General features: G+C 73.2%; 19 protein-coding genes. 12 read left to right on the top strand and 7 right to left on the bottom strand.

Features of this window, described 5'->3' with window-relative positions; translation table 11 throughout:
- Positions 1-130: 130 nt before the first annotated feature.
- On the top strand, positions 131-1,027 hold the full coding sequence (locus FHU36_RS40215; protein ID WP_185089346.1) for a MurR/RpiR family transcriptional regulator: 897 nt from the start codon (positions 131-133) through the stop codon (positions 1,025-1,027).
- Here the strand turns inward: FHU36_RS40215 and FHU36_RS40210 are convergent.
- A complete protein-coding gene (locus tag FHU36_RS40210) occupies positions 1,011-2,927 on the bottom strand; it encodes an N-acetylmuramoyl-L-alanine amidase (RefSeq protein WP_185089345.1) in 1,917 nt (638 codons plus the stop codon). The genes FHU36_RS40215 and FHU36_RS40210 overlap by 17 nt on opposite strands.
- A 139-nt stretch (positions 2,928-3,066) precedes the next feature.
- On the opposite strand from FHU36_RS40210, the gene FHU36_RS40205 reads away from it, so the two are divergent.
- On the top strand, positions 3,067-3,840 hold the full coding sequence (locus FHU36_RS40205) for an enoyl-CoA hydratase/isomerase family protein (RefSeq protein WP_185089344.1): 774 nt from the start codon (positions 3,067-3,069) through the stop codon (positions 3,838-3,840).
- A gap of 76 nt (positions 3,841-3,916) precedes the next feature.
- Here the strand turns inward: FHU36_RS40205 and FHU36_RS40200 are convergent, their stop codons facing one another.
- The gene (locus FHU36_RS40200) at positions 3,917-5,251 is read right to left on the bottom strand and encodes a glycoside hydrolase family 30 protein (RefSeq protein ID WP_185089343.1); all 1,335 of its coding nucleotides are present in this window, start codon (positions 5,249-5,251) and stop codon (positions 3,917-3,919) included.
- Positions 5,252-5,448: 197 nt separating this feature from the next.
- Here FHU36_RS40200 and FHU36_RS40195 point away from each other — a divergent pair, with 197 nt between their 5' ends.
- From FHU36_RS40195 to FHU36_RS40185, 3 genes are read left to right on the top strand one after another with little or no spacing between them, the layout of a single operon-like run.
- Positions 5,449-5,850 carry a hypothetical protein gene (locus FHU36_RS40195; RefSeq protein WP_185089342.1) on the top strand — a complete coding sequence of 134 codons (402 nt, stop codon included), beginning with the start codon at positions 5,449-5,451 and terminating at the stop codon, positions 5,848-5,850.
- Entirely contained in the window at positions 5,841-7,046 is a 1,206-nt protein-coding gene (locus FHU36_RS40190; RefSeq protein WP_185089341.1) for a DUF6395 domain-containing protein, read from the top strand. Before FHU36_RS40195 ends, FHU36_RS40190 begins: the two co-directional genes overlap by 10 nt.
- A gap of 51 nt (positions 7,047-7,097) precedes the next feature.
- Entirely contained in the window at positions 7,098-7,940 is an 843-nt protein-coding gene (locus FHU36_RS40185; protein ID WP_185089340.1) for a M55 family metallopeptidase, read from the top strand.
- A gap of 16 nt (positions 7,941-7,956) precedes the next feature.
- Here FHU36_RS40185 and FHU36_RS40180 read toward each other — a convergent pair whose 3' ends face one another.
- The 5 genes from FHU36_RS40180 to FHU36_RS40160 are packed head-to-tail and all read right to left on the bottom strand — an operon-like array spanning position 7,957 to position 12,263.
- A complete protein-coding gene (locus FHU36_RS40180; protein WP_185089339.1) occupies positions 7,957-8,556 on the bottom strand; it encodes an energy-coupling factor transporter transmembrane component T family protein in 600 nt (199 codons plus the stop codon).
- Positions 8,553-9,227, bottom strand: coding sequence for an energy-coupling factor ABC transporter ATP-binding protein (locus FHU36_RS40175; RefSeq protein WP_185089338.1), 675 nt, complete (start codon positions 9,225-9,227; stop codon positions 8,553-8,555). The genes FHU36_RS40180 and FHU36_RS40175 overlap by 4 nt, the downstream gene beginning before the upstream one ends.
- Positions 9,228-10,331 (bottom strand): thiolase family protein, encoded by a 1,104-nt coding sequence (locus tag FHU36_RS40170; RefSeq protein WP_185089337.1) that lies wholly within the window; start codon positions 10,329-10,331, stop codon positions 9,228-9,230.
- A gap of 1 nt (position 10,332) precedes the next feature.
- Positions 10,333-11,652, bottom strand: coding sequence for a class I adenylate-forming enzyme family protein (locus FHU36_RS40165; RefSeq protein ID WP_185089336.1), 1,320 nt, complete (start codon positions 11,650-11,652; stop codon positions 10,333-10,335).
- 8 nt (positions 11,653-11,660) lie between these two features.
- Positions 11,661-12,263 (bottom strand): biotin transporter BioY, encoded by a 603-nt coding sequence (locus FHU36_RS40160; RefSeq protein ID WP_185089335.1) that lies wholly within the window; start codon positions 12,261-12,263, stop codon positions 11,661-11,663.
- Positions 12,264-12,537: 274 nt separating this feature from the next.
- On the opposite strand from FHU36_RS40160, the gene FHU36_RS40155 reads away from it, so the two are divergent.
- The 7 genes from FHU36_RS40155 to FHU36_RS40125 all read left to right on the top strand — a co-directional run bounded on the left by FHU36_RS40155 (position 12,538) and on the right by FHU36_RS40125 (position 22,234).
- Entirely contained in the window at positions 12,538-14,100 is a 1,563-nt protein-coding gene (locus tag FHU36_RS40155; RefSeq protein ID WP_185089334.1) for a flavin monoamine oxidase family protein, read from the top strand.
- Positions 14,101-14,159: 59 nt separating this feature from the next.
- Positions 14,160-14,675, top strand: coding sequence for a YbaK/EbsC family protein (locus tag FHU36_RS40150; protein WP_185089333.1), 516 nt, complete (start codon positions 14,160-14,162; stop codon positions 14,673-14,675).
- Positions 14,676-14,831: 156 nt separating this feature from the next.
- Positions 14,832-17,057 carry a serine/threonine-protein kinase gene (locus tag FHU36_RS40145; protein WP_312892170.1) on the top strand — a complete coding sequence of 742 codons (2,226 nt, stop codon included), beginning with the start codon at positions 14,832-14,834 and terminating at the stop codon, positions 17,055-17,057.
- Positions 17,058-17,073: 16 nt separating this feature from the next.
- Positions 17,074-18,894, top strand: a complete 1,821-nt coding sequence (locus FHU36_RS40140; RefSeq protein WP_185089331.1) for a serine/threonine-protein kinase — start codon at positions 17,074-17,076, stop codon at positions 18,892-18,894.
- A gap of 145 nt (positions 18,895-19,039) precedes the next feature.
- Positions 19,040-20,257, top strand: a complete 1,218-nt coding sequence (locus tag FHU36_RS40135; protein WP_185089330.1) for a serine/threonine-protein kinase — start codon at positions 19,040-19,042, stop codon at positions 20,255-20,257.
- A 224-nt stretch (positions 20,258-20,481) separates the two neighbouring features.
- On the top strand, positions 20,482-21,261 hold the full coding sequence (locus tag FHU36_RS40130) for an electron transfer flavoprotein subunit beta/FixA family protein (protein WP_185089329.1): 780 nt from the start codon (positions 20,482-20,484) through the stop codon (positions 21,259-21,261).
- A gap of 19 nt (positions 21,262-21,280) precedes the next feature.
- The gene (locus FHU36_RS40125; RefSeq protein WP_185089328.1) at positions 21,281-22,234 is read left to right on the top strand and encodes an electron transfer flavoprotein subunit alpha/FixB family protein; all 954 of its coding nucleotides are present in this window, start codon (positions 21,281-21,283) and stop codon (positions 22,232-22,234) included.
- Positions 22,235-22,281: the final 47 nt, after the last annotated feature.

Genomic DNA, 22,281 nt, shown 5'->3' with positions numbered 1-22,281 from the left:
CGTACCCGGCCACCCGGCCGGTCGCCCGCCTGACCACATCCGGGCAAGAGGCCCGGTATCCCCCTTTCCGGGGCGGTACCGGGCCGCGTCGGGATTCGGGAGGACGTCGAGGGGCTGCATAATCGGGACTGTGGACGACAGCGGGAACGGCCTGAGAGCCGACACTCTGGTGGCCACGGTCCGGGGTGTGCTGCCGTCACTGACGCCGGCCGCCCAGACCGTCGCCCGCCTCATCCTGGAGGACCCGGCGACGGTGGCGCGCAGCACCATCACCGAGCTGTCGGCCGCCTCCGGCACCAGCGAGGCCACGATCGTGCGCACGGCCAGGCTGCTCGGCTTCGCCGGCTACCCCCAGCTTCGGCTGGCCCTGGCCGCCGCCGCGGCGCAGCCCGACCGCCTGGTGCCCGGCGACCTCGCCCCCGACGACCCGCTGTCGGAGGTGATACTCAAGGTGGCACGGGCCGAGTCCGAGGCGATCAACGACACGGTCGCCCAGCTCACCTCCGATCGGCTCGGCCTGGTCGTCACGGCCATCACCGCGGCCCGGCGGGTCGACGCCTACGGGGTGGGGGCCTCCGGCCTCGTCGCCGAGGACCTCGCCCAGAAGCTGCTGCGCATCGGGCTGTCCAGCCACGCCTTCCAGGACGCCCACCTGGCCCTGACCAGCGCCGTGCTGCTCAGGCCCGGCGACGTCGCGGTCGGCATCAGCACGTCGGGCGAGACGCCCGACGTGCTGGAGCCGCTGGCCCGGGCCAAGGAGGCGGGCGCGACGACCGTCGCGATCACCAACAACCCGCGCTCCACCATCGCGGGGCTGGCCGAGCACGTGCTGATCTCGGCCGGGCGCGAGACGGAGTTCCGCCCCGGCGCCCTGGCCAGCCGCATCAGCCAGCTCCTGGTGGTCGACTGCGTGTTCGTCGGCGTCGCCCAGCGCACGTTCGACACCTCCCAGGAGGCGCTGCAGAGCACCAGGCGCGCCGTCGAGGACTTCACCCGGCGGACGCCGCCCGCTAGCCGGAGAAGCTGATCCGCACGTCGTCGGCCTTGACGAACATCACCCGGTGGCCGAACTGGATCTGCAGGTACTTCGTCTTGCCCCTGACCACCCGGTGTCCGGCCGGGTCGAAGGTGACGGCGCGGTAGTACTCCGTGGCGGCGGGCCCGGACAGGGTGTACGTCTCGCCGGCCGAGAACGTGTACTGCAGCGGGGTGACCGCCTGGTACGGGATGCCGGCCGGGTAGGCCTCCTGCTCCGGGTACGCCCTGCCGTACACGGGGACCGTCGCGAGGCCCGGCTTGGGCGTCACCACCAGGCCCATGGACGGCACCGCGGTCGGCGCGGCGGCCGGGTTGTGGAACCACGCCTTCTGGCCGAGGTACCAGATGGCCGTCCAGTCGCCCTGGCGCCCGGCCACGGCGAAGCGCTGGCCGGTGGTGGCGCGGGCGCTGTGGTCGTACACGCTGTACAGCGACTCGCCCGTGGGGTGCTTGCCGATGTCCTTGACCAGCGGCGCGTCGGCGCGCGGCTCGGTGCGCAGCCACACCGTGGAGGCGGGCAGCGGGGGGCAGGCGTTCGCGGGGTTCTTGCGGTCGCAGCCGTAGAAGTACGGCTTGTTGGTGGCGAAGTCCGGCTTGATCATGACCGAGCCGGACCGCGGGCCGCCGAGCCGGTGCAGCGGGGCGCCCATCAGCTCGAAGTAGCGGGCCCAGTCCCAGAACGGGCCCGGGTCCTCGTGCATGCCCCTGACCGTGGTCGGCAGCGTGCCGGGCACGTTGTCGTGGCCGATGATGTGCGCCCGGTCCAGCGGCACGCCGTGCCGGATCGCCAGGTAGCGCACCAGCCGGGCCGACGTGCGGTACATCGCCTCGGTGTACCAGGTGCCGCCCTCGGCCAGGAAGCCCTCGTGCTCGATGCCGATGGACTTGGCGTTGACGTACCAGTTGCCGGCGTGCCAGCCGACGTCCTTGGTCTTGATCTGCTGGGCGATGTGGCCGTCGCCGGAGCGTACCGAGTAGTGCCAGCTACCGGGCCACTTCGGGTCCTGGTTCAGCTTGACCGACGGGGCCCAGTAACCCTCCATGTCGTGGATGACGATGTAGTCGACCTTCTGGCTCGCCGGGCGGTCGGCCAGGTCGTAGTGGCCGTAGTCGTCCGGCGGGAGCTCCTGGTAGGCGGCCGGGATCCACTCGCAGGAGATGGTCGGCGGGCACTCCACGCCGTCGCGGCGCGCCGGGCGCAGGCCGAGCTTGTCCAGCCACTTCTCGATCCGCTTCAGGCCGGCCACCGGCCGCAGGCTGACCCGGTGGCCGTCGTCGGTGACCCGGTCGGCGCCGTCCTCGATCGTGGCGAACACCTCGTCGGCGAACACCTTGGCCGCCCCGGCCTCCTCGGCGCCGGAGTACTTGGCGACCGCGCCGTACCACTCGCCGGGGTCGTCGCTCAGCGGCGCGCCGAGCGCCTTCTGGTGGTCGGCGAGCAGCGCGGCGCCGCCCCTGATGTTGGCGGCCGGGTCGGTGCGCAGCTTCTCGTGCGTCTCGCCGGTGAGCCGGGCCGCCGCCTCCATGGTCCGCAGCGAGGCGGGGATCTCGGTGGGGGCGGGCGGGTCGACGTGTGGGTTCAGCGGCCGGGTCTCGTCGCCCCGGGGGTCCTCCTCGCCCTCGCCGTGGTGGTTGGACCCGGTGAAGGCGGCGGCGTCGGTCAGGTGCATGGGGCCGAACCCGGCGTCGTTGCTGGGCTGGCCGGCGTGCGCGTCCCAGCGTGACTCCAGGTAGGAGACGCCGAGCAGCACGCTCTCGGGGACGTCGAACTCCGCGGCCGCGGCGGCGAACGCCTGCTGCCGGTCGGCCGGTTCCTGTGCGGCCCGCGCCGCTGTGACGTTCGCTAACGGAAGGAGGGCGACCGCGGTGATCGCCAACGCTCTGCGCATCTGGACGCTCCTGTTGGGCTGGGGGCGTGGGGCAGTCCACAGCGTCTCAATATTTTCTTTCTCGGGCGAGAGTCTTGAGAAGGATTTTTTCACCCGTGGGCCCGGAGCATGATCGGGAGGCTCTTGTAGGGTTCCGGGCATGGGTGAGTTCGTACGCGTAGAGGTGGCTGACCAGATCGCCACGATCAGGCTTGATCGTCCGAAGATGAACGCCCTCAACGGCCGGATGCAACAGGAGATCGGCGAGGCGGCCCGCACGGTCGACGCCGACCCCGGCGTGCACGCCGTCGTCGTCTACGGCGGTGAGCGCGTCTTCGCGGCGGGCGTGGACATCAAGGAGATGGTCGCCATGTCCTACGCCGAGATGTCCCGCCACTCCGGCCCGCTCCAGGACTGCTTCACCGCCGTGGCCCGCATCGGCAAGCCCGTGATCGCCGCCGTCACCGGCTACGCGCTGGGCGGCGGGTGCGAGCTCGCCCTGTGCGCCGATTTCCGCGTCGCGGGCGCGTCCGCCAAGCTCGGCCAGCCCGAGATCCAGCTCGGCCTCATCCCGGGCGCCGGCGGCACCCAGCGCCTGCCCCGCCTGATCGGCCCGTCCCGCGCCAAGGACCTCATCTTCAGCGGCCGCCACGTCGCGGCCGACGAGGCGCTCGCCATCGGCCTGGTGGACCGGGTCGTGCCCGACACCGACGTCTACACCGCCGCCCTGGAATGGGCCGCCACCTTCACCGGCGGCCCCGCCCTCGCCCTCCGCGCCGCCAAGCAGGCGGTGGACCACGGCCTGGAGACCGACCTCGACAGGGGGCTGGAGATCGAGCGGCTGCAGTTCGCCGGCATGTTCGCCACGGAGGACGCCCGGGCCGGCATGACCGCCTTCGCCGAGAAGACCAAACCCACCTTCACGGGCCGCTGACCCCTCAAGGGCACGCGTCCTTTCGGGGGCGCGCTCCTCGGGGTGTCATGCGCGGGCGCGGCGGCGGGACCCGTCGCTAGCGGTCGATGACGATGGTGGTCAGGGCGCGGGGGCGGAGGGTGACGGTGCCGCCGGTGACCGGGGAGGGGGTGAGGGAGTTGGCCTCGTCCGTGAGGTACGCCGTCGCGCGCCCGCGCACGCCGTTCCAGGTCACCGGGGCGGTTGCGGTGTTGAGCGCCTCGACGACCCTGGTCCCGTCGGGGTTGCGGAACGCCGACACCTTCAGCGCCGGGTCGGCCGCCGTGGCCTCCACGCGGACCGCTCCCGGCCGGACGAACCTGCTGTACGCGGCCAGCGCCCACAGCCGTTTCGACACGCGGTAGGTCCTGGCCGTCTCGTCGATCTGGAGCAGCGCCCGGGTGGCGCCGCGCGAGGCGCCCAGCCAGAAGACGTACGCGCTGGCGTCGCCCAGGGTGAGCGCGTCGTGGACGGCCGAGGCCACCGTCAGGCCGTCCTGGCCGCTGCCGTCGTCCCAGCTCTCGTTCCAGGTGGCGCCGTCGGGGTTCCACTCCGACATCCACGTCTTGCGGCCGGTCGGCAGCGGGCCGTCCACCGGGCTGGCGTACGTGTGGCCGGTGTGGGTCTTCACCCAGCGGCGCGCCTGCGGGTCAGCCTCGATCGCCGCCGTGTACGCCCTGGCCTCCCGCCAGCCGAACGAGTCGCAGCAGGCGACCCGCACGCCCCTGGCGATCGGCCCGAGCACCTTGGCGAAGTCGGCGGCCTGCCGCGGGGTGAACCGCATGGACGCGTACGTGGCGGTGTAGTCGGGCTCGTTGGTGAAACCGAGGTCGGTGATCCGGATGCCTTCCCGGGCGTAGAACCTCGTGTACTGCACCAGGTAGCGGGCGTAGGCCTGGTACCACTCGGGCTTGAGCGTGCCGCCGTTCTTGTCGTCGCCGTTGTCCTTCATGTAGCCGGGCGCGCTCCAGGCGTCGGCGTAGAAGCGTTCCACGCCGTACGCCCTGGCCTCCTTCGCCACCCAGACCTGGCTGTTGTCGTCGCCGTCCCAGACGTACCTCGGCGGCGCGTCCGGCCCGCCGGGATCCTCCGGCTGGATCGACACCATGTGGTCGTACGGGCTGCCCGCGGGGGAGGAGCCGATGCCGAGGCGCAGGATGCTGAGCCCGGCGCCGGACTCGCGGTCGAACCACAGGTCGAGGATCTCGCGCTGCCGTTCCGGCGCGAGCGCGCGGACCAGTTCGTTGCGCCGGAACGCCTGGGAGATGCCGAAGCCGTCGATCTCCTGGTGCCGGACGCGGTCGTGCACGGTGATGACCGGAGAGGGCGGATCCTGGACGGGGGCCGGTGCGGGGGTGCCGAGCAGGGTCAGCGCGAGGGCGCCTCGGAACATGGTGCCTCCGAAAGTTTCGGAACACGGGCGATATGTTTCACTGATCGCCGGAAACGTACGCACGCGCCGGACGGTTCGTCAACACCCGGAGTCAGGGCGCCGTGCCGACTGGGCGCGATGACTGGGGTCAGGGATCTTGTCGTGGTTCGCGGAACCACCGCCTGATAGCCAGGGATTTGGCACTATCGTGGCGTTTCATGATGCGCGTCCTGGTTCCCGCGCGGCTGCGTCAAGCCGTGCGCACGTGGTTCGATGCCCGCTACATCTCCATCGCCGACCACCGCCAAGACATCAGGGACGCGCTCTGGGAGGTCCAGACCCTGCGCCGGGAGATGGCGACCCTGCAGGCAGAGGTCGAACGCCTCAGGAAGGCCCCCGTCCGGCAGCCCGCAGCGCCGAAGATCGACACCACCAGACTGGACGACGCCCACCGCCTGGCCCAGGAGACCGCCAAGGCGCTCGACGGCGTGCTGCAGAACGAGGTCCTCGTCTGGCAGGCCATCGACGACCTGCGCTCCCGGCTCGCTCCCACGCCGCGCGAGTCCGCCGGCTCCCCGCAGGGCCCCTCCTCCGCCGCCGGGGAACGTCCGTGCGCGTGATCTGGAACGGGGGCGAGCTGCTGTTCCGGCTCGACCCCGAGGACGAGATCACCGGCAAGGCGTCCGACGGCTACCCGGTCAAGCTGGCGACCAACTCCTGTCACCTGTCCGGCGTGCCCGGCGACGCCCACCCCGACCTGTTCGCCGTGGCCGCGTGGACCGTCGTGGCGCCCTGGACGCGCAGGCGGATCACCTTCGACCGGGCCGTCTCGGCCGAGGTGGCGGCGGCGCTGCACGACGGGTGGGGCATCGAGGCCGGCCCCGTGAGCGCCGAGCCGCGCCGGGCGGGGAGCGTCCTGGCGATCTCCTACAGCGGCGGCGCGGACTCCGTGGCGGCGGCGACCGTCTATCCGGAGGCGCCGTTCGTGCACTTCCGGCGGGTGGAGCACCCCCGCATCCCCAACAGGTGGCCGCACTACCGCTCGGACGTCCTCGCCAGGCTCGCCCGGCAGACCGGCCGCGACATCACCATCGTCGAGTCCGACCTCGAGTACACGCTGGCCGAGCCCCGGCCCGGCTACCCGGAGCACCAGGCCGTCGCGGCCGGGGCGCTGCTGATGGCCGACCGGCTGGGCCTCGGCGGCCTGGGATTCGGCTACGAGATGGGCTCACGGTGGCTCGGTGGTGGCCGCTACCTGCTGAGGTACACGCCCGACAACTTCCTGTGGGCGCCGCACGGCGCGTGGGGCCGGTTGTTCGCGGCCGTGGGCGTGCACATCGTTCTGCCGGTCGGCGGGGTGAGCGAGGCGGTCACCATGCGGCTGGCTGTGAACTCGGATCTCAAGGATCAGGTCCGCTGGTGCCTGCGCGGGACGGACGGGCCGTGCCGCACCTGCGGCAAGTGCCTGTACAAGGAGCTCATCATGGCCGCCGTCGAGCGGCGCCCCCTGGACACGCCCATCACCGCCGACCGGCCCGTCGCCCGCAAGTGGCTCAAACCTCCGCCCTACGGCGGGCAGGAGATGATCGAGTACGGCCTCGCCCGCGTGCCCGGCATCGAGAACACGCTCTTCGCCACGGCCCTGTCTCACCTGCGGCCCACCGAGGAGTCCACGAGCTGGCTCGACCGCTGCTACCCGCCGGCGATCGACGAGATCCCCGAACCGTGGCGGGACCAGGCGGCGACGTTCATGGCCGAACACGTGGGCTTCATGAACGAGGACGACAGGCGCCGGGTCGAGACGTGGGGCGCCTGACCCGTTGACGGCGGACCCGCGAGGCGGGGTCGCGAGGAGAGGAGTGGACGCGTGAAGGTGTACCTGTCGGTCGACATGGAGGGCGTGACGGGGCTCACGGACCCCGAGGAGATGCATGCCGGCAAGCGCGGCTACGAGCGCGGGTGCGAGCTGATGACCGCCGACGCCAACGCCGCCGTCCGGGGCGCCTACGAGGCGGGCGCCGGCACGGTGCTGGTCAACGACGCCCACGGGTCCACCAAGAACCTCCGGATCGACCTGCTCGACCCGCGCGCCACCCTCGTCCGCGGCCCCGGCAAGGCCCAGCGGATGGCGCAGGGGCTGGACGGGTCGTTCCAGGCGGCGGGGTTCGTGGGCTACCACGCCCGCGCGGGCGTCCCGGACGGCGTGCTCAACCACACGTGGATGGGCAAGGAGATCCAGAACGTCTACCTCAACGGCGAGGTGTGCGGCGAGACCCGGCTGGTGGCGGCGTGCGCCGGTTTCCACGGCGTCCCGGTGGTGCTGGTGACCGGCGACGAGGCTGTCGGCGAGGAGGCGCGCGAACTGCTCGGCGACGTCGAGACCGTGGCGGTCAAGAAGGGGATCGACAAGTTCGCGGCCGAACTGCTGCCACCGAGCGTCGCCCAGGAACGCATTCGTGAGGCGATGGCCAGAGCACTCCACAGGTTGACCGACTTCACACCGTACCGGCTGGCTCCCCCGTACACGCTCGGTGTGGAGTGGAACTCGACCGCCATCGCCGCCGCCGTGGCCCTGGTTCCCGGCGTGAAGTCGGTCGGGCCGCGTCACACCGAGTTCACGACGGACGACTTCACGCAGATCATGGCGCTGTTCGGGATCTTCGCCACGATCGGCGGCCAGATCGCCTGCGGCAGCGGCCCCTACGGCTGACCCGGCCCGCCGGTGGCTAGTGGTCGTCCAGGCCGCGGGCGCTCATGGCCTCGCCCATCGCGTCCGCGTGGCGGAGGACGCCGACCACCAGGGGCACCGCGAACGCCCGTACGCTCCAGGAGACTCCGCGCGCCTGCTGGGCCTCGCGCACCCTGGTGGCGAGCGCCGAGATGACGGGCACGCTGCGGACGGCCAGGGACAGCACCAGGGAGACCCGGAACGGGTCGACGCCGAGCAGACGCAGCGGGGCGAGGCGGCGCTCGAAGCAGGCCATCATGTCGGCGAACCGGGTGGTCAGCGTCACCAGCCCGGCCAGGGCGACCGCCAGCACGAGGCGGAGCGTGGAGGAGACCGCCCCGTGCAGGTCCACCAGCACGAACTGCATCGCGAAGAGCGCGGCGGCGAACCAGCGCAGCGGCTTGACCTGCGCCCACGCGGCGGCCGGCCCCACCCCCGACACCGCGTACAGCAGCACCACCAGCACGGTGAAACCACCGAGCCACCCGGGCGAGCCGAGCAGGAGCAGCGTCGTGCACAGCAGGGCGAGGCCGAACAGCTTCGCGCCCGCGGGAAGCCGGTGCAGGAGCGAGTCGCCCGGCACGTAGACGCCGGTCACGACATGAGCCTTCGGTAGTGGCCGATCGCCTGCCCGGGAGTGGCGTCGGCGACGACGCGCCCCTGGTCGAGCACGATGACGCGGTCGAAGGAGTCGAGCAGGCCGAGATCGTGGGTGACCACGAGGACCGGCTGCGGCAGCTCGCGCAGCAGATCGGCCACGAGGCGGGAATGGCGCAGATCGAGCAGCGTCGTCGGCTCGTCCATGACCAGAAGGCGTGGTTCGAGCACCAGCACGGCGCACAGGGCCAGCAGTTGCTTCTGCCCGCCCGACAGCAGGTGGGCGGGGTGGTCGGCGTGCCGGTCGAGGCCGTACCGCGCCAGCACCCCGCGCACCCGCTCGTCCACCTCGGCCGGGGACAGCCCCTTGCGCCGCAGGGAGAGCGCGACGTCCTCCGCGACGGTCGGCATGACGATCTGCGCGTCCGGGTCGGTGAACAGGAACCCCACGTCCCGCCGGATGCGGGCCGCGTGGCGGCGGGTGTCCCGGCCGAGGACGGTGACGTCGCCCGAGGTGGGCAGGGCCAGCCCGTTGACGAGTCGGGCGAGCGTGCTCTTGCCGGAGCCGTTCGCGCCGACGACGCCGATCCTTCGTTCCGACAGGGACAGCGTCACGTCGGACAGCACGTCGCGCCCGGCGAGCCGGACGCTGACGCCGTTGAACCGGATCATTCACACCACCTCGAACAGGGCCGCGACGCCCATGCCGCCGCCGACCGCCGCGGTCGCCAGCCCGAGGGTTCCCGGGGGAGCGCCGGAACGCACGAGCCTGCTGAACAGCCTGGTCACCACCACCGCGCCGGTCGCGCCCCACGGATGGCCGAGGGCGATCGCGCCGCCGTCGGCGCAGACGCGGTCGAGGTCGGCCTCCAGCGCGTCCGTCACCGCGAGGACCTGCGCGGCGAACGCCTCCACGATCTCCACCGCGGCGAGGTCCGCCATGGTCGTCCCCGTACGGGCCAGCACCCGCCGTACGGCGGGCACGGGGCCCCAGCCGGGCAGCGCCGGGTCGCAGCCGGCGACGGCGCCCGCCAGCAGCCGGAGCCCCGGCATCCCCGCGCGCAGCCGCTCGGGCACGACGGCGACGGCCGCCGCGCCGTCGCTGATGGGCGAGGAGTTGCCCGCGGTGACCGTGCCGCCGGGCACGAAGGCGGCGGGCAGGCGCGCGAGCGTCTCCCCGCGCAGGACGCGGGGCCGCTGATCGGCGCGCCTGCCGTCGATCTCGACCAGTTCCGGGTCGAAGCCGGCGGCGAGCGCTCTGGCGTGGCTGCGCAGGGCGTAGTCGTCCTGGCGCTCCCTCGACACGCCGCACGCGGCCGCGAGGGCCTCCGCGGCGGGACCCATGTCGGGGTCGGCGTGGCCCGCGGGCGCGAAGGGCGCCCTCTGGTACGGCTCGGCGGCGCCGCGCATGGTCCGCAGCGGCGCGGTGGACGCGCTCTCCACACCGCCTGCCAGGACGAGGTCGGCGTCTCCCGCGCGGACGGCCTGCCCGGCCAGCAGGATCGCGGCCAGGCCGCTGCCGCACTGGCGGTCCACGGTGACGCCGGGCACCTCGTGCCCGAGGCCGGCCGCGAGCGCCGAGACGCGGGCGAGGTTGCCCCCGGGGCCCATGCAGTTGCCGAGCACGACGTCGTCGACCGCGAGGTGCGGCACCTCCCGCGCGACCGCCGCGATCACCGGCGCGGCGAGCCGGTCCGCCGTCAGCGACTTGTACGCATGGCCGGCGGTGCCGATGGGGGTGCGGAGCGCCGCCACGACGACAGGCTGTCGGCTCATGTCAGACCAGCCGCCTCAGTCCGGGGCCGTCGCCGGCGAGCCGGGCGGTCACCACTCCTCGGGCGGGCTTGCCCGTGGGGGTGCGCGGCAGGTCGCCCATGGCGTACCAGCGTCTCGGCCGCTGCGCCGGGTCGAGTCCCTCGCGGGCCACCGCGTCGAGCGCCGCCCGCGCGGGCGGCGAACCCTCCAGCACGGCGGTCACGACCGAGCCGAGCAGGGGGTGCGGCGAGCCGACGACGACGACGTCGGTGACGCCGGGCACGCGGCGCAGCACGGCCTCGACGTCCTCGGGCACCACGGTCGCGCCCCCGGTCTGGATGGCGCCGTCACCGCGCCCGCGCAGCCGCAACGGCTCTCCCGGCAGGTACGGCTCGGCGAGGTCGCCGACGCTCATCCAGCCGGCCCCGTCGGTCTTCAGCGGGCCGGCGGCCCCCGCCAGGTAGCCCTGGGCCAGCCACGGCGACCGGGCCCACACCTCGCCGTCGCGGACCTGGAACTCGACCTCGGGAAAGGGGCGCAGGCCCGTGCCGTCGGCGTCGACGGCGACGAACGACATCTCGGTCGCGCCGTAGTACGACACGACCCTGACGCCGGCCCGCGCGGCGGCGTCCCGTGCCTGAGGGGGCAGCGCGGCACCGCCGACGACGGCGGTGCGCAGCCGACCGCCGCCGTCCGCCAGGGCGTCGAGGACGGCGGGCAGCAGGTGCGGCACCACGTGGACGACCGTCGCCCGGCGGAGCTGACCGGCCGGCACGCCTGCCGCCCGGCGTCCCGGGAGGACGAGCGTCGCGCCGGTGGCGAGCGCGTGGACGGCCGCGAAGGCGTACAGGGAGGAGACCAGCGGGCCCGGCACCAGCACGACGTCGTCGGGACCGATGCCGGCCAGCGCGCTGAGGTGCGGGAAGGAGCCCGTCCACGACGCGCGGGTGCGCACCACTGCACGCGGCCGTCCGGTGCTGCCCGAGGTGAGGCACGCCCACGCCGGGTCGTCGTCGGCGGGCTCGCCCGTCATCCGCAGGCTCCCGGCGGCCGGGAGGGGCGCGTCGATGTGCCGGTCGACGGGGATCGCGGCGATCACCCGCGCGCGCTGGTCCTCGTCGCACAGCAGCGGCGTGGCGCCGGCCAGGTCGGCGGCGAGCACGGCGACGAGCTGGTCGACCGGGTCGGACAGGGTGATCGCCACCAGCCCCCTGCCGTCGAGGGGCCTGCTGCTCACCTCGTGCCACAGCTCGGCGTAGGTGAGGGAGCCGCCGGGACCGCACAGGGCCGGGTGATGGGGGCGTTCGGCGGCATGGCGCCGGATGACGAGGGCGACGGGCATGCGCTGGCTCAGCCCGCCTTGACCCGCTCGCGATGGACGGCGGGGACGGCGGCGGGGTAGGCCCGCTGCGTGCCGCGTGCCACGATCGACGCGATCACCGCCTTGGCGACGTCGCCGGGCACGAACACCATGCTGAGGAGCGCTGCCTGAGCGAGCGGCAGCCCGGTGACGGCGGCCTGGACGGGGATGCCGATCAGGTAGATCACGCCGACGCCGCCCGCGAGGCACGCCACGAGCAGGCGGACGCTGCCAGGGGATGTGCCGCCGCGCTCGACGATCCACCCGGTCAGGGCCGCTCCGGGGATCCACCCGAGGAGGAAGCCCACCGAGGGCCCGGTGAACACCCCGAGGCCGCCGCGCCCGCCGGCGAGCAGCGGCAGGCCCGCGGCCACCAGCAGGATCAGGACGGCGACGGCGAGCGCGCCACGCCAGGAGCCGAGGATCGCACCGGCCAGCATCACGCCGAACGTCTGCAGCGTGATGGGGACGGCGTTGCCGAAGACGTTGAGCGCCCCGGGCAGGCCGAGGACGGCGATCAGCGCGGCGAACACGCTGATCCTGGCGAGATCCGCTGTGCGGAACCCACGGGGGTGGGGCCATTTCTGCATCATGCGTCCGATCCCACACCAGGACGCCCTGATCCAAGCATGGAGGGTTCCTACAACGATTCCGATGCGGATCTGGGCGAACGGGACGTGACAGAGCGAGGATTTGTTCATGATCGTTGGGCGCGGGGCTGCGATGTCCGATCGTACGTCGTCCCCGGCGCCGGACGCCCGGTAGGGGGGCGACGGGGCGCGGGTATACGGTGCCCTCTGGTCGTCGTGGCCGAGGAGTGCGGGTGGGAAGCGCCGGCCGGGCTCCGGTGTGCTCGTGGGAGGTGGCATGGGAGGTGTGCGGGACGGGGCGGCGCTGACGCGGCGGGGGCTGCTCGTCGGGATCGGGGCGGCCGGTGGCGCGGGGGCCATGTACGCCGCCATGGGCGCGCTCGGTCTGGCCCCCGACGAGCAGGACAAGAGCTTCACGCCACCCCGGCCCGGCGACTTCTCGCTGCGCGGCCGGGCCTCCGCGAAGGTGGTCATCCTGGGCGGCGGGGTGGCCGGCCTGACCGCCGCGTACGAGCTGGGCAAGGCCGGCTACGACTGCACGGTCCTGGAGGCCAGGTCCAGGGCCGGCGGCCGCAACCTCACGCTGCGCCGCGGTGACCGGCTGACCGAGCTGAACGGCCCGGCGCAGGACGTGCGGTTCGGCGAGGGGGTCTACTTCAACGCCGGCCCCGGCCGCATCGCCCCCTGGATGGTCACGCTCGACTACTGCCGCGAGCTGGGCGTCCCCATCGAGACGTTCGTGAACAACAACGCGGGCGCGTACGTCCACACGAACGGCACGACCGTCCGGGCCCGCACCGCCCGAGCCGACATGTACGGATATGTCGCGGAATTACTCGCCAAAGCGACGAACATCGGCGCGCTCAACCGTACGTTGACCAAGGACGACCGCGAGCGGCTGCTGGAGTTCCTGCGCCGGTTCGGCGACCTCGGACCCCGGTACGCCTACGAGGGCTCACCGCGGCGCGGCTTCGCGAGATACCCGGCGCTGGACGGCGGCGTCCCCACCGAGGGGCCCGGCTCGCTGCACGAGGTCCTCGCCGCCGCCACCGGCCGGGCGATCACCAGCGACTTCGGCCACGAGCAGGCCACCCCGATGTTCCAGCCGGTCGGCGGCATGGACGCGATCGTGACGCGGCTCGCCGCGGCGGTCGGCGCCGACCGGATCAGGACGGGCGTCCGCGTCACCGGCATCACCGACCGGGCCGACGGCGTCGAGGTCACCTGGAACGGCGGCTCGCTCAGGGCCGACTACTGCATCGCCACCCTCCCGCCCCACCTCCTCGCCAAGATCCCGCACAACCTGGGCCCCCAGGTGACCACGGCGCTGCGGACTCCCGTGCCCGTCTCCACCGGCAAGATCGGTTTGGAGTACGGCAGGCGCTGGTGGGAGCTCGACGACCGGATCTACGGCGGCGTCACCGAGACCGACCTCGACATCACCCACATCTGGTACCCCTCCCACGACTACCACGCCGAACGCGGCGTCCTCGTCGGCTACTACAACACCGACGAGCACGCCGAGCTGTACGGCGCGCTCACCCCCGAGGACCGCAGGCGCCGCGCCATCACCCAGGGTCGCAAGATCCACGGCGACACGTACGGCAAGGGCCTGCTGTCGGCCGTCTCGATCGCCTGGGAACGCCAGGAGCACATCCAGGGCGGCTGGGTGCGCTGGCCTTCCTTTGATTCGTCGTTCACTCTTCTGCAACGTCCCGCCGGAAGGGTCTACTTCGCGGGCGACTGGCTCACTCGTCTCATCGCCTGGCAGGCGGGGGCGATGGAGTCCGCCCGCGACGTCGTCACGCGGCTGCACCAACGGGTGCTCCAGTCGTCGTGACCACGCGCGCTGCCTGCCGGCTCGGCGTAGGGTCCGTCAGGAGCGATCGAGGAGATGGGATGACCTTGCACTGGACGCCCGCGACCGAGCGGACCGACCTGCTGGCCGAGCCGGTGGCGCGGGCGGTGACGGCGCTGGACACCGGCGTCGAGGTGGCCGGGATCGACCCCGAGCTGGCCGACACGGCGGCGTTCTGCGAGCGCTACGGCGTCGCCCTCGACGAGTCGGCCAACTGCGTGGTCGTCGCCGCCAAGCGGGGCGGCGAGACCCGCTACGCCGCGTGCATGGTCCTCGCGACGATGCGCGTCGACGTCAACGGGGTGGTGCGCAGCCACCTCGACGCGCGCAAGGCGAGCTTCGCGCCGATGGCGCAGGCGGTCGAGCTCACCGGCATGGAGTACGGCGGCATCACCCCAATCGGCCTGCCCGCCGACTGGCCGGTCCTGGTGGACACGCACGTCGCCGGCCACTCCAGAGTGGTGATCGGCAGCGGCGTGCGGCGGTCCAAACTCGCCGTGTCCGGAGCCACGCTCGCCGGGCTGAAGGGTGCCGAGGTGCTCGCGCTGGCGACCTGAGCCGCCGGCCCCGCGCCACCGACGTCCGCACCGGCCCGAACCGTGAACGTAGCCAATTCGAGACCGTCAGATGGGAAACCGATGGGGTCGTGCCGGACGTTGTACGAGTGGGAATGTGGCCTCATGGTTCATCTCGTGGGCGGGGATTAAGCCGGTATGGTGCTTCATGCCATGAACGATGACCGACTTGGCCCTTACCGGCTGCTCAGGCGGCTAGGTGAAGGCGGAATGGGCGTGGTCCACCTCGCCGTCGACCCGCAGGGCCGGCAGGTGGCCGTCAAGGTCCTGCGCTCGGAGGTCGCCGGTGACGAGGTCGCCAGGCGGCGGCTGTCGCGCGAGGTCGAGACCATGCGCCGGGTCCGTGGCAAGTACATCGCGGAAGTGGTCGACGCCGACGTCACCGGTCATCGCCCGTACATCGTGACCCGCTACGTCCCCGGGCGCGCGCTCGACGAGATCGTCAAGGACGAGGGTCCGCTGGAGCTGCCCGCGCTGGTCCGGATCGCGCACGGTGTGGCCTCCGCGCTGGCGGCCGTCCACGCGGGCGGCGTGATCCACCGCGACCTCAAGCCCGGCAACGTGCTGGTCATCGACGGCGACCCGGTGCTCATCGACTTCGGCATCGCGCAGGCGGTGGACGCCACGCGGCTGACCCAGACGGGCATGTTCATCGGCACGCCCGGCTTCCTCGCCCCCGAGATCATCGAGGGGCAGGAGGCGGGGCCGGAGGTCGACGTCCACGCCTGGGCCGGCACCCTGCTCTACGCCGCCACCGGCCAGCCGCCGTTCGGCAAGGGCACGCTGGAGATGATCTTCTACAACATCACCGCGGGCAAGGCCGAGATCGGCGCGGCGCCGGCGCCCCTGCAGCCGCTGCTCAAGGCCGCCTTCCAGCGCAACCCGGCCAAGCGTCCCAAGGCCGCCGAGCTGGCCGAGCAGACCGCCCGGATGCTGCCCAAGTCGTTCAGCGGCGTGCCCGACGAGATCTCCACCCTGCCGCGCCCCGACCTGCCGCCGCCCACGCCGATCGACAACCGGCCCGCGTACGAGATCTCGACGCCGCCCGTCACGCCGCGGCGGCTGCTCGACGGCGGGCGGGCGCCCTTCACGCCGCCCCAGAGCGGTCCGCACCAGAGCGGTCCGCACCAGAGCCATCCGCATCAGGGCGGCCCGCATCAGGGCGGTCCGCACCAGAGCGGTCCGCATCAGGGCGGCCCGCACCAGAGCCTTCCGCACCAGCCGTACCCCGGCCAGGGTGAGCCGCCCGGCCGGCCCGCGGCCGGTCCCGGCGTGCCGCCGTACGGTTCCGGGCCGCAGGGCGGGCCGTCGCCGGAGCAGCCGTACGTCTCGCTGCTCCCCGACCAGGGCGACCCCTGGCCGACCCGCCGGGTCACGCCCGAGGAACTGCGCCGCATCCAGGAGGAGGGCGCGTCCCAGCAGTCGTGGCAGCCGCCGCCCCACTCCGGCGACCCGGCCCGCCTGGCGCCGTCGTACGAGGGTGACGTGCCCACCCGGCGCGTACGCCCCGACACGCCCGACTACGGGCGGCCGAGCGGGTCCGGCTTCCCCTCGGGACCGAACGCCTCCGGCTACCCGCCGGGCCCCGCCGGCCCCCAGCACGGCCCCCACCAGGGTCAGGGCGTCCACCAGGGTCCCGGGCAGCAGCAGCGCCCCCTCCAGCAGCCGCCACCCCCCTACATCCCCGCCCAGCCCCAGTACCCCCCCGACCCCCAGACCAAGCGCGAGCCGTTCATCCCCGGCGCCCGGCCCGGCCAGGCGCTGCAGCGGTCCAGGGCCTACGGTGTGGCCGGCGCGATGCTGCTCGTCGTCATGGTCGCCGCGGCGGTCGTGGCCCCGATCCTGGTGGCCGTGGTCGCGGTCCCCGCCGCGGTGCTGCTGCGCGCGGCCGACCTGGCCCAGCGCGACCTCACCGCCCGCCGCTCGACGGGGGCGGCGGCGCTCGACGTGGTCAGGGTGTTCGCCCATCCGCAGGCGCTGGCCAAGTCGGCGGGCATCACGCTCGCGCTGACCCTCTACGCGCTCATCCTCGGCCTGCCGGTGACGCTGCTGCTCACCGTGGTGCTCGGCATCGACGCGCACAACGCGCTGGCCTGCGGCGCGGCGGTGGCCCTGTGGACCGTCTGCGCGGGCCCCGGAGTGGAGGGACCTGGCCGCCAGATGCGCAGAACCCTCTCATCCCTCGTACCCTCGAGGACAGCGGCGATGGTGCTGGCGGGAGTCCTCGCGGTGAGTGCCGCGCTCTCGGTGCTCCTCGCCTCCTACACGATCGGGGACAACGCGAGGAGGGCCGTATGGGCTCCGCTGGACGTCGGACCTGTGGTGGAGCAGCTCAACGGACTGAAGGGGGACTCGGGGGGATGACGCGGGGACGGTGGCGATGAGCGCGGGCGACACCAAGGCACCGGAGCGGATCGGCCCCTACCGGGTGGTGCGGAAGATCGGTGAGGGCGGCATGGGCGTCGTCCACCTCGGCGTCGACACCGAGGGGCGGGAGGTCGCCATCAAGGTGCTGCACCCGCACGTGGCCGCCGACCTCAAGGCGCGCGACCGGCTGACCCGTGAGGTCGAGACCATGCGCCGGGTACGCAGCCCGCACGTGGCCGAGGTGCTCGACGCCGAGCTGGTCGGGGGCCAGCCGTACGTGGTGACCCGGTTCGCGCCGGGCCGCACGCTCGAGGACACCGTGCTGGCCGACGGCACGCTCGCGGCCCGCGAGGTCATCAAGCTCGCCCAGGGGCTGTGCCAGGCGCTGGTGGCCATCCACGCCGCCGACGTGATCCACCGCGACTTCAAGCCGTCCAACGTCATGCTGGTCGACGGCGAGCCGCTGGTCATCGACTTCGGCATCGCCCACCTGGTCAACGCCACCCGGCTGACCCAGACGGGGATGTTCGTCGGCACGCCGGGCTACCTCGCGCCCGAGATCATCCGCGACTCGGAGATCACCCAGGCGGCCGACGTGCACGCGCTGGCCTCGACGGTGTTCTTCGCGGCGGCGGGCACGCCGCCGTTCGGCACGGGCACGTTCGAGGCGGTCTGCTTCAACATCATGGAAGGCCGCGCCCAGCTCGACAAGGCGCCGGCCTGGCTGCGCGGCTGGCTCGCCCGGGCGCTGGACGTCGAGGCGTCGGGCCGGCCGAGCGCCCAGGAGCTGCTGCGGATGGCGCGGGCGCTCGACCCGTCGGTGACGACGTTCCACGAGTCGCCGCCGCAGGCCCCGCCCGCCAGGAACACGACGAAGAAGCTGTCCACCCGCACGCGGATGATGGACACCTTCTCCGACCTGCTGCCGCCGGTCGAGTACGACCCGCCCAGGCCGCGCAGGGAGGAGAGGCGCGAGGAGGAGCGGCCGCCCCCCTACGTGCCCGCGCCGATGCCGGCCAGGCCGGCGCCGCGTCCCGACCAGCGGGTCGCGGGCTACCCCGCCCCGCAGAACCACCGGCCGGCCCCGCCCCCCGCGCCCGTGCAGCAGGCGACGCGGGGCTCACAGCGGCCGGCCACCCAGCCGCGCCCCTACACGCCGCCCGGCGAACGCAGGCGCTACCTGGTCGGCAGCCAGCTCACCGGGGTGCTGCTGCTGGTCACGCTGGCCGCGCTGACGGTCATGATGCCGGTCACGGTCGGCGCGGTGGCCGTGGCGATCGCGCTGGTGCTGCGGGTGGGCGAATATCTCTTCGGCGACCTGCTCAAGCGCCGCCAGGTGCGCGGCTCCAGCGCGGCCGATCCGCTGCTCGTGCTGGTCGGCACCCCATGGGCGCTGGTGAAGGCGTCGCTGGTGACGCTGGTGCATGTGCCGCTGGCGGCGCTGTTCGGCGTGTGCGTCTGGGGCGTGCTGCGCTGGGGCGGCGGCATGGGCGTCAACGAGGCCGCCGCCTGGGCGGCGGGCGCGTTCTCGGCGGGCCTGTTCGTGCTGCCGGGCGGCGGCGCGCCGCGCCAGGCCGTCACCCGCACGCTGACCGGCGTGCTGCGCAGCCCCGGCGCCGCCACGGTGGCGCTGCTCGTCGTCGGCACGGCCGCGTTGCTGGCGGTGATGTTCGCGATGGGGCAGAACACGGTGTGGGAGCCGTGGCAGCCGCCCGACGACGCGATCAAGGACCTGACGAAGAGCGCCCAGGACAGCGTGGTCGGGCTGATCACCGGGCTGGTCGGTTCCCTGCTCGACTCCCTGGGGCTGGGCTTCCTCGCACCCTGGTCCTGAACGGCTGGCCCTGACCGGTCGGTCCCGAACGCCTCGTGCTGAACGGCCGGTCCTGACCGGCTGGTCCTGAACGGCTCGCCCTGCGCGGTGCCCTGGCGCCGAGCGGAGGGGAGTCCCGGAGCGCCTTCGAGGGGAAGGATGGGGTATGAGCGATCACCTCGGCCCGTACCAGCTCCTGTCACGGCTCGGATCCGGTGGGTTCGGCGAGGTGCATCTGGCGCTCGACCCCGATGGCCGCACGGTCGCGGTCAAGGTGCTGCACCCGCACGTCGCGGCCGACGCCGGGGCGCTGGCCCGGCTGGCGCGCGAAGTCCAGACGATGCGCCGGGTCGGCGGGCCGCACGTGGCCGAGGTGCTCGACGCCTCGCTCGACGTCACCCGGCCCTACCTGGTGACCCGCTACGTCCAGGGCAGGCCGCTCAGCGCCGTCCCGGTGCCCGTGGCGGCCCTGCGTGAGCTGGCCGAGGGGCTGGCCGGCGCGCTGCTCGCCATCCACCGGGCCGGGGTGGTGCACCGCGACCTCAAGCCGGCCAACGTGATGATGGCCGACGGGTTACCGGTCGTCATCGACTTCGGCATCGCCAGCGCGCTCGACTCGCTGTCCGTGACGGCCTCGGGCGCGGTGGTGGGCACGCCCGGCTACCTGGCGCCCGAGGTGCTCGAAGGGCGCGAGGCCGGCATGGAGGCCGACGTGTTCTCGTTCGGCGCCACGCTCGCCTACGCGGCGACGGGCCGCCAGCCGTACGGGCAGGGGCCGGCCTCGGCGGTCGCCTACCGGGTGGTGCACCACGAGCCCGACCTCGACGGCGTTCCCGGGTGGTTGGAGCCGCTGCTGCGCGACTGCCTGGCCACCGACCCGGCCGCGCGGCCCACGGCCGAGCGGATCTGTGACCGGCTGGGCGTCGACCCGGCCACGCCGGTCCCGCCGCCGCCCGCGCGTGTCGTGCGCTCGCGCGGCGGCGACGTGCACGAGCTCGACACGCGGCAGTGGCGGCCCGGCGACCGGCCTCGGCCGGGCTCGCCCGAGGAGAGCCGGGCGCGGCACCGGGAGAAGGTGCGCAGGCGCTGGGTGATCGGCTCGGGACTGTTCGTCTCGTTGCTGTCGGCGGCGGCCTGGGAGCCGCTGCCCGAGGTGGCGCTGTTCCTGCTGGCGGGGTACGCGCTGGCGGTCGTGGCCGACGCGGGTGTGGCGCTGTTCGCGCGCGCCCCGTACCTCCGGAGCCGGATCGTGGTGGACCTCGCGGGCATCGCCGGGACAGCCGGGCTGTGCCTGGGGCTCAACGCGGCGTTCAGCACGTTCACGCTCGCGTTGTTCGCGGGGACCGCGCTGGTGGCGGGCATCGCCTTTCTGCTCTCGGCGTGAGAGCCTGTCGCGAACGAGGGACCGGAACAAAGTTCGGTAAGGTGGGATGGGATACGATTTGCGGTAAAGCTACCCGTGGGTAACATGGCCGCGGAGGCCGGGGCCAACCCCGAGCACCCGCTGTCGGAGGCCCACGGGCCACCTGGCACTCTGGACAGCATGCAACCAGCGCCCGCCGCACCGTCGCGGCGGCGCACGCGAACACGGGAGGTCGGCCACCGGCCATGAACATCGTCGTCTGCGTGAAGCAGGTCCCTGACACGGCGACCGAGCGCAAGCTGCGGTCCGATGACAAGACGCTCGACCGCGACGCCGTGGACGGCGTGGTCAACGAGCTGGACGAGTACGCGGTCGAGGAGGCCCTGAAGCTCAAGGAGGCCCACGGCGGTGAGGTGACCGTCCTCACCATGGGCCCGGGCAAGGCCACCGAGACCATCCGCAAGGCGCTGGCCATGGGCGCCGACAAGGCGGTCCACCTCAGCGACGCCGCGCTGCACGGCTCCGACGCGCTGTCCACCTCCTACGCGATGGCCCAGGCGCTGAAGAAGATCGGGTTCGACCTGGTCATCCTCGGCTCTGAGTCCACCGACGCGCGCACCGGCGTGCTGCCCGCGATGCTGGCCGAGCGGCTCGGCACCCCGCAGCTCACGCTCGCCCGCAAGGTCGACGTCAACGGCTCCTCGATCACCATCGAGCGGCTCACCGACTACGGCTTCGACCGGGTCGAGGCCACGCTGCCGGCCGTCGTCTCCGTGGTCGAGAAGATCAACGAGCCGCGCTACCCGTCCTTCAAGGGCATCATGGCGGCCAAGAAGAAGCCGGTCGAGACGCTGGGCATCGCCGACGCCGAGATCGCGGCCGACCAGGTGGGCCTCGACGCGGCCTGGTCCGAGGTCGTCGAGTTCGCCCCGGCCCCGCCGCGGGCGGCCGGCACCATCGTCAAGGACGAGGGCGACGGCGGCGCGAAGGTCGCCGAGTTCCTCGCCTCCAAGAAGTTCATCTGAGAACGGGGGTTTTACTGATATGTCGGAGATTCTCGTTCTCGTCGAGCACGTCGACGGCGAGGTCAAGAAGGTCACGCTGGAGCTGCTGACCCTGGCCCGCTCGCTCGGCACGCCCGCCGCCGTCTGGGCCGGCCCGGGCATCACCGCCGACGCCAAGGCCAAGCTGGCCGCGTACGGCGCCGACAAGATCTACGTCGCCGGCTCCGATGACGTGGTCGACCACGTGGTCGCGCCCAAGGCGGAGCTGCTGGCCCAGCTCGTCGCCGACAAGGCGCCGGCCGCGGTGCTCGTGGCCGCCACGGCCGAGGGCAAGGAGGTCGCCGGCCGTCTCGCGGTCAAGACCGACTCCGGTGTCATCACCGACGCCGTCGGCCTGCGCGAGGGCTTCGTGGCCGACCAGTCGATCTTCGGTGGCGGCGTCAACGTCCAGTCGCGGGTGCGCAGGGGCACGCCCATCGTCGCCGTACGCCCCAACTCGACGGCCCCCGAGGCCGCCGCCGGGGCCGGTGCCGAGGAGGAGGTGGCCGTCTCCCTGAGCGACGGCGCGAAGGCGGCCAGGATCGTCGAGCGCGTCAAGCAGGAGAAGGGCGCCCGGCCCGAGCTGACCGAGGCCGCGATCGTGGTCTCCGGCGGCCGCGGCGTCGGCTCGGCCGAGAACTTCGCCATCATCGAGGCGCTGGCCGACTCGCTGGGCGGCGCCGTGGGCGCCTCCCGGGCCGCGACGGACGCCCAGTGGTACCCGCACCAGTTCCAGGTGGGCCAGACGGGCAAGACGGTGTCGCCGCAGCTCTACATCGCGGCCGGCATCTCCGGCGCCATCCAGCACCGGGCCGGCATGCAGACCGCGAAGAACATCGTCGCGATCAACAAGGACCCGGAGGCGCCGATCTTCGAGCTCGCCGACTACGGCGTCGTGGGCGACCTCAACCAGGTCGTCCCGCAGCTCACCGAGGAGATCGAGAAGCGCAGGTAGCGAACGCGAAAAGGGCGCCGCACACGCGTGCGGCGCCCTTTTCGCGC

This window comes from Nonomuraea muscovyensis (assembly GCF_014207745.1).
Classification (GTDB): Bacteria; Actinomycetota; Actinomycetes; order Streptosporangiales; family Streptosporangiaceae; genus Nonomuraea; species Nonomuraea muscovyensis.
This window is presented reverse-complemented; position numbering and strand designations above follow the sequence as displayed.